The organism is Phycisphaerae bacterium (assembly GCA_035384605.1).
Classification (GTDB): Bacteria; Planctomycetota; Phycisphaerae; order UBA1845; family PWPN01; genus JAUCQB01.
The window spans coordinates 1-17823 of the sequence record DAOOIV010000102.1; the positions used below are offsets into that span (position 1 = coordinate 1).

General features: G+C 62.5%; 10 protein-coding genes. 4 read left to right on the forward strand and 6 right to left on the reverse strand.

The annotated features are described in order from the left end of the window. Positions 1-592: 592 nt before the first annotated feature. The 5 genes from PLL20_17525 to PLL20_17545 form a co-directional block, all read right to left on the reverse strand. Positions 593-2344: a radical SAM protein gene (locus PLL20_17525; GenBank protein HPD31795.1), complete on the reverse strand. Its 1752-nt coding sequence runs from the start codon at positions 2342-2344 to the stop codon at positions 593-595. 54 nt (positions 2345-2398) lie between these two features. After that, positions 2399-4384 (reverse strand): hypothetical protein, encoded by a 1986-nt coding sequence (locus tag PLL20_17530; protein HPD31796.1) that lies wholly within the window; start codon positions 4382-4384, stop codon positions 2399-2401. Further along, positions 4381-5220 (reverse strand): metallophosphoesterase, encoded by an 840-nt coding sequence (locus tag PLL20_17535; protein HPD31797.1) that lies wholly within the window; start codon positions 5218-5220, stop codon positions 4381-4383. The genes PLL20_17530 and PLL20_17535 overlap by 4 nt, the downstream gene beginning before the upstream one ends. A 291-nt stretch (positions 5221-5511) precedes the next feature. Further along, entirely contained in the window at positions 5512-8256 is a 2745-nt protein-coding gene (locus PLL20_17540; GenBank protein ID HPD31798.1) for a dockerin type I domain-containing protein, read from the reverse strand. Between the two features lie 260 nt (positions 8257-8516). Then, a complete protein-coding gene (locus PLL20_17545; protein HPD31799.1) occupies positions 8517-9899 on the reverse strand; it encodes an excinuclease ABC subunit UvrC in 1383 nt (460 codons plus the stop codon). A gap of 774 nt (positions 9900-10673) precedes the next feature. Between PLL20_17545 and PLL20_17550 the strand changes: the two genes are divergently transcribed. Genes PLL20_17550 through PLL20_17565 form a run of 4 tightly spaced genes read left to right on the forward strand, consistent with a single transcriptional unit; the run spans position 10674 to position 16219 of the window. Continuing rightward, positions 10674-10946: a WXG100 family type VII secretion target gene (locus PLL20_17550; GenBank protein ID HPD31800.1), complete on the forward strand. Its 273-nt coding sequence runs from the start codon at positions 10674-10676 to the stop codon at positions 10944-10946. A 9-nt stretch (positions 10947-10955) separates the two neighbouring features. Then, complete coding sequence (locus tag PLL20_17555; GenBank protein HPD31801.1) at positions 10956-12014, forward strand: hypothetical protein; 1059 nt, start codon at positions 10956-10958, stop codon at positions 12012-12014. Next, positions 12011-12223: a hypothetical protein gene (locus PLL20_17560; protein HPD31802.1), complete on the forward strand. Its 213-nt coding sequence runs from the start codon at positions 12011-12013 to the stop codon at positions 12221-12223. The genes PLL20_17555 and PLL20_17560 overlap by 4 nt, the downstream gene beginning before the upstream one ends. A gap of 24 nt (positions 12224-12247) precedes the next feature. Beyond that, positions 12248-16219, forward strand: a complete 3972-nt coding sequence (locus PLL20_17565) for an FtsK/SpoIIIE domain-containing protein (GenBank protein ID HPD31803.1) — start codon at positions 12248-12250, stop codon at positions 16217-16219. Positions 16220-16418: 199 nt separating this feature from the next. Here PLL20_17565 and PLL20_17570 read toward each other — a convergent pair. Further along, a partial coding sequence (locus PLL20_17570; GenBank protein HPD31804.1) for a hypothetical protein occupies positions 16419-17823 on the reverse strand: 1405 nt, incomplete at its 5' end.

Here is a 17823-nt window from a genome sequence, read left to right on the forward strand (position 1 = left end):
TGTTTGAGCATCGGGCACGGGCGGGCCGGCAACCAGTGGTACCGGGCGAGAGAAAGGGCCGACGAGGGCGTCGGCCCCACTTGTTTTCCATCTGCGTCAATCCCATGATCTGCGGGCCGGATGGATACGATCAGGATCAGCCCCTCGGCACGGCTCCCTCGACCTTGCTCCCTTCGGGTCTGCCCTCGGCGATGAGCTCTCTTCGAGCCTGAGGCTCAGCCTCAGAGCGTGTTTAGCGTGCTGGGGTCTGGCTCTTTTTGCCCCAATGCAGTTCGCCGTGCAATCTGGAGTGGTTGGCTCAGTCAGGCGGGGGCTCGGCGGCGCGAAAAAAAAAGTGCCTGACCCGCTGTCTTGCACGCTAAACACGTATCAGCCTCGGAGCCGAAGGCGGGCTGAATGGAGCCTCGGGATCCAAGACGCAGCAAGATCGGCACAAACGGTCGGCCGGCCGGAAGTTGGCGCGCAGAACACGCCCTGCCGGGCTTGCCTTGACGAGCCGGCGGGTTCGCCGCCGGCGGATTCATCCTGCCGGTCTTCTGCACGTGCAACGAAGACCACGGGGATAAACCCCGTGGCTCGTCAAGAGTTGCGGCTACGAGCCGTTGCTATAAGGTCCGGGAGACTCCGTGATCCGCAGCATGGGCAGGGGCGCATCCTTGGGTGATGGCCTGGCGGCGGCACCGGCCGTCGCCATCTCGGCCGCGGCGGCGCGAGCCTGATCGATCTGCTCGCGGAAGGCCTTCCAACGGCGGGCGGCCTCGTTCTTGTAGTCACCCTTCTCGGCCAGCACGAAATCACTGCTGACCGCCATGACCTCGGTATAGCGGATCGAATAGTGCCGCAGCCGGTCCATGGCCTCGGCATCGCCGGGCTTCACCTTCGCCAGATGATCGTTGGAGATCTTGCGATCGCGGGCCAGAAGCGTCTCTGAGGCCTCGTGCCAGGCGGCGGCGTCCATCGCCTCGACGTCGTCCACCATCTTCTGATATTCGCTCGACAGCGGCAGGCCCGCCCGGGCGTTGACGTACCAGTGAAACGTTCGCTGGAGCTTGCGAATGAACAGGTCGGCGGCTTCGTCGAACTTGAGGCACGATGCGCAGAAGTAGTTGTCCATCGCGTCCATCTTGCGGTAGTCGATCAGGCGGCCGAGCTGGCAGATGGTGTAGCTCTTGGTGCCGGGGAACGGAAAGAAGATCGCCCAGCGGAACCGCCCCGGCCTGATCTTGGCCATCAGGTCGATGGTCTCTTCCATCATTGACCGCGTCTCGTAAGGCAGGCCGAACATCAGAAACGCGGAGCTGTGCAGCCCGTACCGGTGGCACAGGTCGAAGGCGTCGATGATCGCCTGGTTGCTCATGTGGCGGTCGAGGATCTTGCGGCGAAGCTCGTCGCTGCCGCTTTCGACGCCGAATTTGACGATCATGCAGGGCGACTGCGACAGGGCCTTGGCAATCGGCTCGCTGAAAGCCTGCACGTGGGCGTTGAGCACAAACGGGACATTGATGCCCGATGCCGTATACGCCTCGACGAAACGAATGCAATAATCCTTGTTCAGCGTGAACAGGTCGTCATCGAAGATGAACGTCTCCAGGTAGGGGTGCCGGCTCTTGAGTTCCCGCATCTCACCGATAATCCGATCGATCGGATAGTTGCGAAGATAGCTGCGCCGAGAATAACCGCCCTCGGTGAAGTAACGGTCGGATACCTCGTGGTTGAAACAGTAACTGCAGCGGTAGGGGCAGCCCCGCGAGGTCAGCATGCTCTGCCACCCGTTCTTGCGCGGCAGCATGTGCGGCAGGTCATAAAGCTCGTAGTCGGTGGGGGCGATGTCGGCCGGGTCGGGGAATGGGCCGAGCGGGTTCTCGCGGTAGGTGCCGTCGGCGTTACGGACAAGGAAGTTGGGAGTATCGCGGGCGGTCGGGTCGCCGGCCGCAAGCTTGTCGATCAACTCGGGAAAGGCCGTGTCGCACTCGCCGACCCCGATATAGTCCCAGAAACCGTCATTGACGATCTGCTGGGTACACATGATGGCGTGTACACCCCCGACACCGATCGGCACGGCCGGCATGGCCCGCCTGATGGCCTTGGCCAGACGCAAGGCGAACTTGTACTGCTGGGTCATGACCGAGAAGGCCACGAAGTCCGGCCGCCACTGCCGGATCTTCTCAACAATCTCCTCGTCGCCGGGGATTTCGTACAAGGCTTCATTGATGTTCAGCAGTCCGGTGACATGCCCCCGCAGTTTTATCCCCCCTGACAACGCAGCCACCCCGTGGTTAAACCCCTCCTCGGCGTTGAGGTTCGGATAGATGAAGAGAACCCGCATTCCCAGCCCCTGGGTCACCGTAAGCTCGTGCCACGACAGACGTTGGAAGTCTAGTAGGCGTCTGATCGGTCGTCAACGGCCGACAGGGATTTCGGCCAACGTGACGCTCCGGAACCGCGTGTTCATCAAATGGGAGTACTGCGAGTGGCCCCGCAGGTAAACCGTGATGGAATCCGCCTCGGCGGCGGCGGCAGTCGCAAGCATCGTCCATTTCTCGCGCTGATAGGTGGGCGAGCCCCAGACAACGGACCGGCCAAGAGGATCATCGCCGCCCGTCGGATCGATCCCGAGTTGGGCGCAAATGATCATCTGCTGGTTATTCCACGGATTCCACAAGCGGACCTCGGCCGCGAGTTGATAGCGGCGCCCCTTCTCGCAAGGCACGTGCTGGTATAGCACCGTATCAGAAAAACGGGCTTCCTCCGAGACCTCCCACCCGGCCGCAGGGATTGGATTGCGACTGCCGTCCGGAGCATCAAGCTTAAATGCCGGGACCGTCCCCGCAATGGTCTTCGTCATCCATCCGTAAGGCAGACCCGAATCACCCGGCCCGCTGAAATCGCCGTTGAGCAATTCCGCGACCATCGGGATCGCCGGTCGGGGCATCACAGGGCCTGCAAGCGGTTCCGACTCGTTTCCGGCCGCATCGACGGTTCGGATGGTGTAACGGTAGGGCTGACCATTCTCGAGTCCTGATTCCGCATACTGATATCGCCCCGGCGCAGATGCAGGGATCTCGGCAATCAGTTCCGGTTCGGCTTGCACGCCACCTTCGCTCAAGCGAAGGCGACTAATGATCATGCTGGTGATGTCCCCGTCGGCCGGTATATCCCAGACCAGACGCACGCGTCCGTCGGCGGAATATCGCTGAGCATAAGGCGACGCCCCCGGTCGCCAATTCACCGCCGTCGCTGAGGGCGGCGGCACCTTGTCCGGCTCATACTCGATGAGAATCACCGCCAAGTCGCGGTCAGCAACCGGCGTGCCGTCGACGAAAAGCTCGCCGTCCTTGAAATCATCGGTCCTGGAGGTCCACAAGCGAACCGGGCCGTCTTTCGCCGGGGCAGACACTTCAATGTAATACCTCTTCCCAGGTGCCAGGTTCATCTGACCTGGACTGAAAAGAAGGATACGACTCTCTATCGCCGGCCCGAGCGCCTTGCCTTCAGGACCGGATTCAAGAATGCGAATGATCGGTGCGACGGTGGGTCCGTCGCCGACAGCGGGAAAAACACTCAACATAGCCAGACTGGTGCCTTTCGCGACGAACGTCTGGCCGTAGGTCTTGCTCGCCGTCTTGTAGACCTCGGTGAACCGCGGCCGGTGGCGGATGATCTGTCCGGCCGGGTTGTATTGAATCCGCAAGGCCAGGTCCAGCGAGGACTGGCTCTTGCCGTCCATATAGGCCGAACCGTCGGGATAGCGGTTGTCCGCAACCACGTGCATTCGAAATGGTGAGCCGTCAGCACGTGTGAAACGCAGGTAGTACTTCCCTCCCGGAATGGTGGGCAGGGCGCCGTAAGGGTAGTTGCTGCTCGCGCAGACGGCCTGGCCGATCTGTCTTCCGGCGGCATTGCCTTCATGCAGCGCGATCAAAACGCCGTCGGCGTTCTGAAACGCAATACCGGTGATCGCGGTGCCGGGAGCGACGAAAACCTGGCCGAACTCGGCATGGTCGGCATCCGCCGGTTTGCCGCCTTGGAGAAGGTCATACTGAAACGGCAACTCGATGTGGATGCGATTGAAACCGGTCTCACTGACAATCGCTGCCGGTCGCAAGGCCGGACCGAACCCGTAGGCCTCCTCGATCGCCGCGGTATAGACGCCACGGCCGGGTACGCGAGCAACCCACTGACCGCTGTACTCGTGGGTCGGGCGACAGATGATCGGAGGCCCCATCTTGGGATCGGACAAGTAAGTTGTGAGGCCGGCCGCCGTACCGCCGGGCGCTCCCGTACTTCCGTGGACCATGATTCCGGAATCGTCAACCGCGGCCGCGGCTACCGGAACGCCTAACAGGAAGAGCAAAATCGACGATTGCAGGTGGGATTGCCTCATTTGTCCAGCCTCCCAAATTCGCCCTTGACCGGCTGGATCACGAAGTCCTTGCCGCGACCTTCGTCGAGGATGGCTTTGCGCTCGAAGGCAATGGCGTTCGGCGTGACCGTGGCCACGACATACTCGGTGTGCGTGGCATCGCCGAACGGGGCCGACGGATAGAGAGTATACAGCGGAATCCCAAGGGTTTCTTCGGGAGGATAGTGTTTTCCATCGTGCGTATGCCCCGCGAACGCAGCCTTGACAGTGTGCTCCTCGGGATGCGCTGCCAGAACACGATAAACAGGGCCGCCCGTTCCGGCATTCTTGCCCATCATCCAGTCAGGATAGTGCATGAATAGCAAGGTGGGATACTTCTTCGGGTTGTTGACGTGGCGGATCAGGTCCGCCTCCAGCCACTGGATGTGCTGCTCCGTGTCCGCGGTGGAGGTGTCCACAATCACAAAGTGAATTCCTCCGCGGTTAAATGAGTAGTAGTACTTGTTCTCGACGACAAAGCGCAGGGCCGGGTCGACCTCGTCGTTAAAGGGATACGGCGGAAGGCAGGATCGCACCGCCATCTTGGTGCCACCGTCATGATTACCCATTGCGATGTGAATGGGAATGTTGGCCTCGCGCAGCCGCCGGAAGAAACTCACCCGGGTGTCAAAGCCGCTTGGCATGTCGCCCACGGCCACCGCAAACGACGGGGCGAGCTCAATGATTTCGCGGGTCATTTGGTCCACACCCTCGATGTTTTGCGTGTCCGAGATGATCACAAACCGATTGGAGGCGTCGCTTGCCCCGGCTTCGGGAAGAAAGAAAGCCGACACACATGCGACGGCAAGGGTCATCATTGCTGATAATGTTGTGAGGTTTGGTGTACGGCTGCGAAGTCTCATGGTTCTCCATTCCCTCAAGGATGTGCGTGATTGCGCGTCGGCCCGAATGGCGCGACTGAGTCACCGCGAGCGCGTGGTCATTGTATAGCGCCTCGGATTATGCCCGCAACCGGACACGACCTCCTGTCGGCCATATTCAGTGAGTCTCAGCTTTCCTTCGTGTGGGCTTGATGACAACAGGACGCCGCCGGTGGTGGAATCACATCTGCTCTGGGTGCCGCGCTCACGGCAAGACTTGCGCCGGTCTCACGGCGACATGGCCGCGCGATCCTGGAACGCGCGGATGGTCAGCACGTCCGTGGCGTTGAGCGAGCCGTCGATGTTGACGTCAAAGATGATGTTGTCGGGCATGACCGGCCGCGAGATGCGCGACTTGGCCTCCAGCAGGTCGGCGCTATCAACGACGCCGTCACCGGTCACGTCGCCGGTCAGGCTGCGAATGAGGGCGTCCGTATCGCCCTTGAGACAGGTAAGGTTCGCTCCCAGATCGATGCGGTAAGACTGCTGGTCGGGCAGTCCCTCGGGCCATTCGAGTACCAACGTGTAGCTGCCCTCGCCATCGTGGGTCAGCGTCTGGTGTACGGCGGGGTAGGAGTATCCGGCCCCGCCGACCTCTTCTGCCGCCACCCGGCCCTCAAGCTCCAGTCTGCCATCCTCCGGGCCGGTGATGTCGACGATGATCTTCTGTACGCCGCCCTGTCGCGTTTCCGTGGTGATCCGCCGGCCGGTGGTGGCCGAGGCGTCGATCCTGACTGCCAGCTCCCCGCTGATTGACCCGCCGTGGTAGCGGCTGCTGCGCCACTGGTGGATCTCGACCGTCGGCTCGACCGGCGCCCACCGGGCAAATCGAGCGGAAGTTTTGCCCCCGGCCGCCAGGAAGGAGCCGCCGGCGAGCAACTCGCCCCTGTGCACTGCCATCGCATACACCGAGCCCATCGCAATTCCACGACCGACCGGACTCCATGCTGCGCCGTCCCAGCGGCCCAGGCCGTCCGCCGAAAGCAGACCCTGGCTGGGGAACGAGCCACCGACTATCAGTTGGCCGTTATGGACCGCAAGGCTGTGCACCTGACGCGGCCCGCCAGCATTCTCGTCCTCCATGGCGGACCAACCCTTGCCATCCCATCTCGCGACACCGGCGGCGTGAACGCCCCCTGCAGCGGTGAACAGTCCGCCGGCAATCAGCTCGTCGTTGAAGACGGCCAACGCCGTGACCGGAACATCGGGATACCCCGAGCCGGTGACTCCCCCGGTAAGCGAATGCCATTCGGCCCCGTCCCACCGGGCAACATGATTCACCGTCTCGCCGCCGGCTTTCAAGAACAAGCCACCCGCATAAAGGTCGCCGGCGAACGCGGCCAGACAGTAGACACCGGGACTCCAAGTCCCGCTTACACCATTGCCCAGTGGCATCCATGCTTCCCCGTCCCAGCGGGCGATGCCGTTAAGCGTGGTCCCCCCCGAAGTGGTGAACGTGCCTCCGGCAATCAGTTCACCCTTGCAGACAATAAGGGCACGAACCGGCCCATTGAAGCCCTGTCCGAGCGGCGCCCATGAGCTGCCGTTCCAGCGCGCCACGTTCTTGGCACCGACTCTGCCGGCTTGAGCGAAATTGCCGCCGGCGATCAGCTCACCCCGGTAGACGGTCAAAGCCCTGACCTGAGTTCCGTCTTTGCCCCCGGCAACGCCTTCGCCGAGCGAGACCCACGCCGACCCGCTCCACCGGGCGATCCCGTTGCACCTGACCCCATTGAGGTACGTAAACTCTCCGCCCGCTATGAGTTCACCATTGTAGTCCGCAAATGCGTAGGGGCTGTGGTCCATGGCCGCCCCGAGCGGAAACCACCTGGTTCCATCCCATCGAGCGATGTTGTCAGCCCGAACACCTCCCGCGACCGTTCCCGAGCCGGTTGCGATCAGATCGTCTCCATACACCGCAAGGGCAATGACGTAACTCATCAGCCCGCCCGCCAATGGACTCCACGTCTCGCCGTCCCACCGGGCAATGTGGCGAGCCGGTTTCCCGCCGGCCTTTTCGAAGAACCCGCCGGCAATCAGCTCCCCGTTATACAGCGTCAGATCCAGGACCGACGCATCCGTTCCCTCGCCGAGCGGTGCCCACTTGCTTCCGTCCCAGATGCCGATGTTCTTGCAGGCAACGCCGCCAAGCGCGGCGAAGAACCCGCCGACAACCAGATGGTCCCCGTAACTGAGCAAGGCACTGACATTGGGGTTTGACCCGGCCGTCACTCCGCCTCCCACGGACTGCCATTCACTCCCGTTCCATCGGGCGATCTGGTTGGCTTTCAATCCGCCGGCCATTGTGAATCGCCCGCCCGCGATCAGCTCCCCTTCGTGGACGTGCAACGTTCCGACGGCGTCATTAAGCCCCGAACCGAGGGGCGACCATGTTTCGCCGTTCCACCGCGCAATCCGGTTGGCAGAAACGCCCCCTGCCGTGGTGAAGTTTCCCGCGGCAATCAAATCATTGCCGTAAATCGCCAGCGCCAGGACGTCGAAATTCGTTCCCTCGCCGAGCGGAGCCCAGCGACTCCCGTTCCAGCGGGCGATATTGGCCGCTGCTGTGTTGCCGGCCATGGCAAACGAACCGGCGGCCACGAGTTCGCCGTCGTGCACCACCAAGGCCTTGACTTGCCCGCACCCGGAGGGCTTGCTCACACCACCCCCGACGGGCGACCAGTAACGTCCGTCCCACCGAGCAACGCCGCAAACCTTGACGCCGCCGGCCGTTTCGAACCCCCCCGCAACGTAGAGTGCCGGGCCGCCGCCGTCGTCGTAAACGGCCATGGCATAGCCTTCGTAGCTCAGACCCTGTGGGGACTCCCCTGGTTTCCAGTCAAATCCACAAGCAGCGGAGGCTTCTGATATGCAGAAGATCAGCGACGCCGCGACCATCACCGTTGCCAGCCTGATCGGCAGGTGCTTATCGGCCCCTGTCGACCGACCCCATGCCGGCGAAATGACAAACATCTTTCAGGCCTCTCCATTAGTGGGCGCAGCCACCGGCGTCCCCCTTTATGCCAGTCAAACGCCGGACACGCTCAGTTGACGCCGCCTTCCAGTGAATCCTACGATGCAAGACGCCCAAACGCAAGGTAACCACTAGTATGAGACGGGTCGGACGAAGAATTGTTCATTCTGACCCGCAGGGGAGAAAGTCTCCGACGACCCCCATGCCATGCACTTCCGGACGTTCCAGGCGACCGCCAAGGGCGACAGGTAATCCGGGCCTATTGCCCGGAGGCGCCCGGTCTTTTCGGACGCCCCCCCTCGGGCCGAGCGGCCCTGGGCGGCTTGCGTCCGGCGGCCACATCCTCCTCGAAGGTCTTCTTGCGCCGCAGGAGGTGATGGTAATGCTGCGCGAAGCGGTGGGCCTCGTCGCGAACTTGCTGTAAGAGACGCAGCGCCGGATCGTTACGTGCCAGGCGGACCGGTCTGCTCCGGGCCTGGATGTAGATTTCCTCGTCCCGCTTGGCCAGAGAAACCACCATGGGCGGGGCGATGTTCATCTCGTCGAAGGCGCTCAGAGCGGCGTGGAGCTGCCCCAAACCCCCGTCGATCAGGATGACGTCCGGGTATAGTTCCTCTCCTTCGGCCGCGTGCCGGTACCGCCTCAGGACCACCTCGCGGATCATGGCGTAGTCGTCGATGCCTTCGACCGTCTTGATGCGGAAACGTTTGTAGCCGTTCTTGAAGGGCTTACCGTCGATGAAACAGACCAGCGAACCACAGGACTCCTCGCCGTGAAGATTGGCGATATCGATTCCCTCGATAGACCGCGGAGCCCGGTCGAGATCCAGGATCTCGCCCAGCTTGGCCAATCCCTCGGCCGGATCGATGTAGAACACCTCCGGCTGCACGTCCGCATTCGGATCTCCCGATAACGAGAGGGCTTCGAGAGCCTTGATCTCGTCGCGCAGCCTGGCGGCGATTTCGTATTCCTGATGTCGGGCGGCCTGCTCCATCTCCCGATTCAACTGCCGCAACACCACGCTTCGCTTGGACGCGAGAAACTTCTTGAGCCGCTCAATATCCTTGCGGTACTCCTCCTTCGAGATGCGATCGGCGCAGGGGGCGGTGCAACGGCTGATGGAATGCAGCAGGCACGGTCGAAAATAGCGCCGCCGCTCATCGCCGTCAACGATCTCCAGTTCGCACGTTCTGAACTTGAACACCTTTTGAAGGGCATTAACTGCATCGCGAACGCCGGCGGCGTTGGTGAACGGACCGAACAACTTGTTGCCCTTGAGTCGGGGCTTCCGGGTAACGTAGACGCCCGGAAAGTCGTCGGAGGTCGTGATCTCCAGGTATGGGAAGGTCTTGTCGTCACGAAGTCGGTCGTTATACGGCGGCTGGATGTCCTTGATCAGCCGGTTCTCCTGCAACAGGGCGTCGACCTCCGTCTCGCAATCGAGAAAGTCCAGGTCCACCGCCAGCGAGGCCATGTGGGCGATCTCCGGCCCTCGCGTGGCCAGCAGGTCGGTCGAGTTCTGGAAATAGCTGCTCACGCGGCTGCGGAGGTCCTTGGCCTTTCCAACATAGAGCACCCGGCCCTGTGCGTCCTTGAACAGATACACCCCGGGCGTCCTGGGCAGGTGACGAATCTTGTTCAACAAGGCCTCGCGCGGATCGGCCGACAGCCTCGGTGACTGCGCGTCCGTCAGCCTCTCGGGTGACTCTCCTTCCGGCAATTCGGAAACCATGGCGTGATATTATATCATCACGGCCTCCATTCGATGAGACGTCTGCTCCCGCGAGCGGCTACGGGGCCGGTAACAGAAGCGGCGGCACTCCTGGCGGCTGACCCGGTTGTCGTGAACGCAAGCCGGACGCAGACCGCTTCAGCTTCAGCGGTCTTTCCCGAAGGGCAAACAGGCCGGTCGTTTTACGACTGGTTCACGGTCGGCCAATTCCTCCTTCACTGTGTTACCCCATCGAGGCCGTTTTGACGGGCCTGTCCTTGTCAGGTAAGCCCGTTGAAACGGGCTGAGACCATAGAAAGGAAGAAGAACAGCAGGCGACCACTGACCGGCCGTATCACGGCCGGCCTGCCTTTGGCGGGGAAACCCCATGAAGAGCGTTGATCGCCCAACCTGGACCGGTCGGCATGCTAGCCCAGACGGTCGCGCACCCGCGGCTATGGATACTCATCATTGGGCTCCGTCATCTACCCGATGCAATCCCTCGCCGGCTCCTGAGAATTGACCACACCAAAGACCCGTCCCGGTCATTCACTGTCGCAGGGGTGCCTGTGGCGGCCTGACACTTATGTCGGTTTCCTGTCGAAATCAGACGGGTTTCAGGATAGAATCAGTTGAGGCCCGCAAGGGGCCACCGGCTGGTTCCCCGCCGTGCTGATCGGCCGGTACCGACGCAAGGAGACGCTCATGGCCCAAGCTTATGTGGACCCGTCCGAGCTGAGGCGATTCGCTCAGGACCTCAACCGCTTCAACGGGGAGCTTCACAGCCTGATTGCCGGCCTGCATGCCCGAATGCTCAGTCTGGAGAAGACCTGGCGAGACCAGGAGCAGCGCAAGTTCGCCGAAGAGTTCGAGCAGACCATGAGAGTGCTCAACGCTTTCCTCAAGCTGTCGGAGCGTCATGTGACGTTCCTCCTGAAAAAAGCCGGGTACATTGAGGATTACCTTCAGCAACACTAGGACCTGCCGATGAGCCAGGCCGCCCGAGTGGAATCGATCGAGAAACTGAAAGACCTGCGCGTTGCGTTGTGTCTGTTCGCCGAAACCGCGCGAACGGGCTTGCTCGAGGGGGATTCCGAAATCCAGCGCGTCGGCCTGTGGCTCAAAAACGAGCAGCTTCGCTACTGGAAGTCACAGATCGTCAGCCGCAGTGAGCTGCTGACCCGGGCCAAGATCGCCCTGAACCAGAAGAAACTCACCAAGACGCCCTTGGGCGGACACTACTCCTGCGTCGATGAAGAGAAGGCCGTGCAACTGGCCCGTCGACGTCTGGAAGAAGCCGAGACGAAACTGGCCAATGTGCAAAAGTGGAATCGCCGCCTTGATGAAGAGGTCTTTGAGTACAAGGGGCAGGTTCAGGCCCTCGGCCGGATGGTCGATAGCGAGCTGCCCGCAGCCATCGCACGACTTGACCGCATGATCGAGTCGTTGGAATCCTACGTCTCGCTCAAGGCCGCAAGCGGGGAAGAGGTGGACCTTCACGCCGCCTTTGCCAGTGTTGCTCGCACCAGCAGCCTCGCCGAGTTATTGGACAGTCCCTGGCCCGAATCCCGTGAGGCCGCCTACGCCGAACTGCGCAGGCTCAGCCCACCTGCCGAAATCCGGCAGCAGGCTCCGGTAGGACCGATTCCCAAGCCACTGGCCGGGCGTATCGTCAGTCAGGCCGATCGCGACGGCATCGCAAGCCTCGGCATCACCCGCACCGCGCCGTCCCCCGGTTCCCGACTGGTCTTCGCAACGGGGTGCGAAACCTGGCCTCATCTCTACTTCGAGCGGAGCGAACCGGCCGGACCCGAGGACAGCGGATGGTACGCCGGACCTGTTGAAGGCGACCCCCCAGACCGCTTTCAGGCGGTGCAAATCGGCGAACTCATCGCTCAGGGACCCCAGTGGGCACCGATCCTCGATCTGCCCGTCGGGACACTGCTCGTCTTGCGGGCGGAATCGTTGGAGGTCCTGCTGGACGACCGCGACGCGATCCTCTGGCCCAGCCCGTCTCAATCTGCCGACAAAAGGAGGGGGACGTGAGCCTTCACACCGGTCAGGCGAACATGAGGAAGGCTGCAAAGGACCTCGCCGCTCGCTGGGATGAGGTGCGGACTCTGTGGCGAGACGATGTCGCCAGGCAGTTTGAAGAACGTTATATCCACTCGCTGTTGCGTGAGGTCAGGGTCACCCAGGAGGCCATGGCCCATATGAGTTCGGTCATCGCTCAGATACGGCAGGATTGCGAGTAGGAGCGCGGACCGGGAGTACGGCCGATGTCGCAGGAAGCCAAGCAATACCCTCCTGATGAATCGTCCAGCGGGTCCGACTACCTGGACGTGCAGCGGGCCGCCCTGCGTCAATGGATTGATCTGTCGGTGGAAGCCGTTCAGGCGGCACAGGCGCCGTTCGAGCACAAATACAGGTCCGCGTCCCGGAAGGCTCAGCAACGCTATGACCAGGCTCGCGACAAGGTTGAGCACTATCTGCAGACCCGCCTCGACCACGCCTGCCGGCACTACAAGGAACAAATCGCTCAAATCGAATCGCTCCACGCGTCGGATCTCCGGACCCTTGAGGAGAACACCGCATCGCTGCGATCGCGAATCACTCTCGAATTGACCAGGGCCGAGGAGCGGGCCAAGAGCAAACTCGATCACGAGCTGTGGTTGAGCGAAAGCGTCGCCCAGGCGACCAGGGAACAATTGGCCAGGGACCTCAAGGAGTTCAAGGAGGCTTTCCCCAATCAGGAGGGGATGATCTCGACGCTGCGCGAGCAGGCGGATTGGCTGCTTTGCCAGTATGGCCAGATGCGTCTTGCAGAAACGCAGGACCCGCCCGGTCACGTCCCCGAGTCGGGCAATCCGCAGGGTACGTTTCAGCAACAGGTCGAACGGGCCCAGGAACAGATTGCCGCCCTTGCCGAACTGAGCTGGCCCGCTTGGCTGACGGGTGCAAAGCTCTACTTCCTGGCGATCTTCGCCTGCGCTGCTGCCGTCGGCTTGGCCGCTTTGCCACATATGCTCGGGTGGGCCGGCTGGCCGCCGTTCGCGATCGCCGGACCGGCGGCGTTCGGATTATCTCTCGCGGCCGTCGTCGTCGTGGTCAGGCTCATTGCGCCCAAGGCGAGCGCCCGCGTCCGCGAAGCCTACCTGCCGATTCGGGCAACACTGGCAAACGCGCGCCTGGCGCTGGATCAGTACTCGTCCCAATTCCACCGCCGCCTTGAGGAAAAACAAGCCGAGTCAGCTCGCAAGCGAGAGGCCGAAGAAAGCCGCGCAAAAAAGAAGTACGACATGGAAATGGCGGAAGCCCGCAAGACCGCCGAGTCATCGATGAAAAAGGCCGATGAGGCTCACTCCTGGCTCAAGCGGGAAATCGAGGATCGCCACGCCGCCAACCGCCAGAAGGCCGACCGGGAATGGAAGCCGCTCATCCAGCGGCTGGAACAGCGTCTGGAGCGTTCGACGACCGCGGTTCGCCGCCGGTACGAACGCGAGATGACCGCCTGCCAGGCCGCTTACGATCGGGCTCGAGCTGAACTCCAGACCCGCTGTCGCATCGGTCTGGAGCACATTCGAGCTTTTCTGGATCGGACCGCCGGCCTTGATCCCCGCGCTCTGACGGATTGGAGTGACCCCGCCTGGCAGCAATGGCGACCAACGAGTCGTTTCAGTCCGGTCATTCGCTTCGGGCAGATCGAAATCGAGATGAAGCGTCTTTCCGAGGACGTCCTGAGGCTGGGCAATTTCGCCGCCGATTACCCCGCCAACTTGTGCGTGCCGGCCGTGCTGACACTGCCGCATCACGCCTCGCTGCTGGTCCAGACCGATCCGGACGGTCGTGACGAGGCCATCGCCGTATTGCAGTCGGTCATGGCCCGGCTGCTGACTTCCCTGCCTCCCGGGCGGGTGCGATTCACCATCGTCGATCCCGTGGGACTGGGCCGCAACTTCGCCGGCTTCATGCACTTGGCGGATTACCAGGAGGCCTTGGTCGACTCGCGCATCTGGACCGAAGCCGCCCACATCGAGCAACGCCTGACCGACCTGACGAACCACATGGAGAACGTGATCCAGAAGTATCTACGCAACGAATTCGAGTCGATTGACGCCTACAACCGTCAGGCGGGTGAGCTGGCCGAGCCGTACCGCTTCCTGGTGGTGGCCGACTTCCCGGCCGGCTTTAACGAAGAGGCCGCACGGCGGCTGAGCAGCATTGTCAGCAGCGGGGCTCGATGCGGCGTCTACACGCTGATTGCCCACGACGCTCGCCAACAGCCGCCGATCGGGATCCAGATCGACGACATCAGACCGCGCAGCATTACCCTGCTGCACGAAGGGGGCCGATTCGTCTGGCAGGATGAGGTGTTCCGCCAGTTCCCCCTGACGGTGGACGCGCCGCCGGCCGAGACCACTCTGACCCGCTTGATGCACGCCATCGGTAACCTGGCCCGCGACGCCAACCGTGTCGAGGTGCCATTCGACACCATCGCGCCCTCGCCGGAGAAAATGTGGTCGTCCAACGCCGCCGAGGAGCTGCGAATCCCGATCGGGCGGACCGGCGCGGTGCGGATTCAGGAACTGCGTCTCGGCCGGGGCGTGGCCCAACATGCCCTCATCGCCGGAAAGACCGGCTCGGGCAAGTCAACGCTGTTGCATGTGATGATCACGAATCTGGCTCTCTGGTACCCGCCGGAAGAGGTTGAGCTGTACCTGATCGACTTCAAGAAGGGCGTGGAATTCAAGACCTACGTCACCAACGACCTGCCGCACGCCCGCGCCGTGGCCATCGAGAGTGATCGTGAGTTCGGCCTCAGCGTGCTTCGCCGTATCGACGCCGAGATGAACCGCCGCGGCGACCTGCTGCGCCGGGCGGGCGTGCAGGATCTACCCGCCTATCGCCAGGCCACCGGCCGGAATATGCCCCGAACCCTGTTGATCGTGGACGAGTTCCAGGTTTTCTTCTCCGAGGACGACAAACTGGCCCAGGACGCCGCCATCCTGCTCGACCGACTCGTCCGGCAGGGCCGTGCGTTCGGCATCCACGTCATTCTCGGTTCGCAGACCCTCGGCGGAACGTCGGGTCTGGCGCGCAGCACCATCGGCCAGATGGCCGTTCGCATCGCCCTGCAGTGCTCGGATGCCGATTCGCGCTTGATCCTCGACGACGAAAACGCGGCCGCGCGGTTGCTTTCTCGACCGGGGGAGGCCATCTACAACGACGCCGGGGGCCTGATTACCGGCATCAGCCCGTTCCAGACCGCCTGGCTGGCTGACGATCGCCGCGACGAACTGCTCGAACGTGTCGGTCTTAAGGCTCGTGAGAGAACCGTCGACCGCGAGCCGCTCATCGTCTTCGAGGGCAACGCTCCTTCCGAAATCGCCCAGAACCGTTTGCTCGCGCGCCTCCTGGCCGCGCCGAACTGGCCGGTGACCTCCGCCGCCCCCCAAGCCTGGCTCGGCGAGGCGGTGGCGATCAAGGATCCCACCTCGGTGGCTTTTCGGCGACAGAGCGGCTCGAACCTGCTCATGGTCGGCCAGCGCGACGAAGCCGCACTGGCAATGATGGCCTCGGCCATGGTCAGCCTCGCCGCCCAGCAGCCCCCTCGGTCGGCCCGTTTCGTCATCCTCGACGGCTCACCCGTCGATGCCCCTTGGGCCGGGTACCTGCAGCGCGTCGCCTCAATCCTGCCGCACGCCACGCGGATCGTCGAGTACCGCGAACTGACCGAGGCCATGAACGAGCTGACCGCCGAGTTGCAGCGCCGCCAGCAGGGCGAGGTGACAAGTTCGGACCCCTCGATGTACCTGATCATCTACGGCCTGCAACGCTATCGCCCCTTGCGCCGCCAGGAGGACGAGTTCAGCTTCGCGAGAACCGATGAGGACGCGCCGCCGGACCCGGGCCGACAGCTCAGCGAACTGCTGCGGGAAGGCCCACCGAATGGAATCCATACGCTGGCCTGGGCTGACACGCCGGTCACTCTCGAACGCACCTTCAACCGTCAGACCATGCGAGAGTTCGATAACCGCGTGCTCTTTCAGATGAGCGCCGCAGATTCCAGTAACCTGATCGACTCGCCGGCCGCCAATCGCCTCGGCCTGTACCGCGCCTTGCTGCACAGCGAGGAATTGGGGCTCCTTGAACAGTTCCGGCCCTATGCCATGCCTCAGAGTAATTGGCTGGAGTACGTCGAGAACCGTTTCCGCTTCATGTCTTCCGCCGCTGGGCACGAGATCGTGTAAGTTCCTCGGGGCAAAGACAGGGTAATGTGAAGGTCGAACCGGCAATCGAGGACCGCCAGATTCCTGAACGGTGAAACGTTCACGCGACGGCGGCTGGTTCGACAGTCCTTACCCTGGTCCACATGGAGAAACGGCCCCAATCGCGTTGAGTCCGGACAGGACCGTCTCACCTTTGGCGTCGGGTAGGCAAGGCGCGCTCTCACTCTACAAACTGGAACGCGTACAGTTTGCAGTCGCGCATGCGGAATCGAATTCTGATCGGCTTGCCGGCCAGTGAACTGACGTCGGTCTTGTCGCCCCATCGCACCGGCAGGCGAACGGAGTTGCCGTATAGCGGTTCGGCGGCGGCGCCGGAATAGCCCTCGATGGGCTTGTCATTCTCGTCCAGGAACTCCACGCACACGCTTCCGCCCGCCCCGCCGTCGAAGTTCAGTTCCAGCCGTCCGCCGGCAAAGGTGATCAGCGGGGTGACGATTTCGCCGCCCGTGTAATCGGCGTCGGCGGAAACGAAACCGTCCAGCCGCAGAATCGCCCGATCGATGCCGCACAGATACTTGGACGCCGCCGGATCGACGAAGCCGTCGTGATCGCGGTTCTCGCCGCAATAATAGATCCACAGTTCGTCGCCCATACGGACCGGGTTCGGCAAAGCCCACGTTCGCTTGGCTGAGAAGGTTCCCTCCATCCCGAGGCCGATGAACGGCTTCCTGTCGCCGACCCGCTGAAAGCGGATCCCGTCGCGGCTTACGGCCAGCCGGACATCCAGCGTCGCCGGCGCCAGCACCTCAACGCTGAACTTGTGATCCGGGTATCCACCCTGCCGCTGCTCGACCGGTCGTCGCTGCCAGTGCCAGAAGGCCTGCGCGAGCATGATGTATAGGGCGTCCGGGGAATCCTCCGGGTACTTGAACACCGCTGCACCGTAGTAATCCACCGGCGGCTGAGGAGTCGGAGGCGCGTAGGTCGAATTGTCGATCTCGTCCGCCTGCATCACGAAAACCTCGTTCTCCCAGTTCAGAAGATCGATCGACTCAAACCGGCGGACGACCCGGTACCGCTTGGGCGTGTTCCGGAGCGGGTTTTTTCGCGTATACAACAGGTACTTGCCAAGTCGTTCATCCCAGAAGGCGATGCTCTGGGTATCCATCTCCTCGATGGCCGGCTTGCACAACAACGTCCAGCGATAGCCGTCCGGGGAAGCACAAACGTGGAACTCCGCCGGAGCGTTGGGCGGATAGAACTTGGCTTGCGTCTTGTATCGCTCTGACGGCGGCCCATGAGGATCAACCCAGACGCTGACGCCGCCGGTGCGACCGTGTTTGCCCACCTCGGCCGGCTTTTCGTCGAAGCGATGCCGGTTCGGATCCGGCTTCGTAAAATGAACCCCGTCATCGGATTCTGCATAGGCGTACAGATCGATGACCGGTCCCCCGTTCTTCAAGCTGACCGGCAGGAGAGCCTTGCCCGAACCCCAGATGCGGATCTTTTCGCCGTCCTTGAGCACCGAGGAATACCAACCTGCTGATGCGCCTTCGTCGCCCTCCCAAGGAATGTAGTTGGCAAGAACGGGATCATTCATCTTCGCCGGCGGGTTCATCATGAGC

Excerpts from the sequence above, each read along its gene's own strand:
- PLL20_17550 (HPD31800.1), top strand. The coding sequence starts at position 10,674 with ATGGCCCAAGCTTATGTGGACCCGTCCGAGCTGAGGCGATTCGCTCAG.
- PLL20_17540 (HPD31798.1), bottom strand. The coding sequence starts at position 8,256 with ATGTTTGTCATTTCGCCGGCATGGGGTCGGTCGACAGGGGCCGATAAG.
- PLL20_17555 (HPD31801.1), top strand. The coding sequence starts at position 10,956 with ATGAGCCAGGCCGCCCGAGTGGAATCGATCGAGAAACTGAAAGACCTG.
- PLL20_17530 (HPD31796.1), bottom strand. The coding sequence starts at position 4,384 with ATGAGGCAATCCCACCTGCAATCGTCGATTTTGCTCTTCCTGTTAGGC.
- PLL20_17565 (HPD31803.1), top strand. The coding sequence starts at position 12,248 with ATGTCGCAGGAAGCCAAGCAATACCCTCCTGATGAATCGTCCAGCGGG.
- PLL20_17535 (HPD31797.1), bottom strand. The coding sequence starts at position 5,220 with ATGATGACCCTTGCCGTCGCATGTGTGTCGGCTTTCTTTCTTCCCGAA.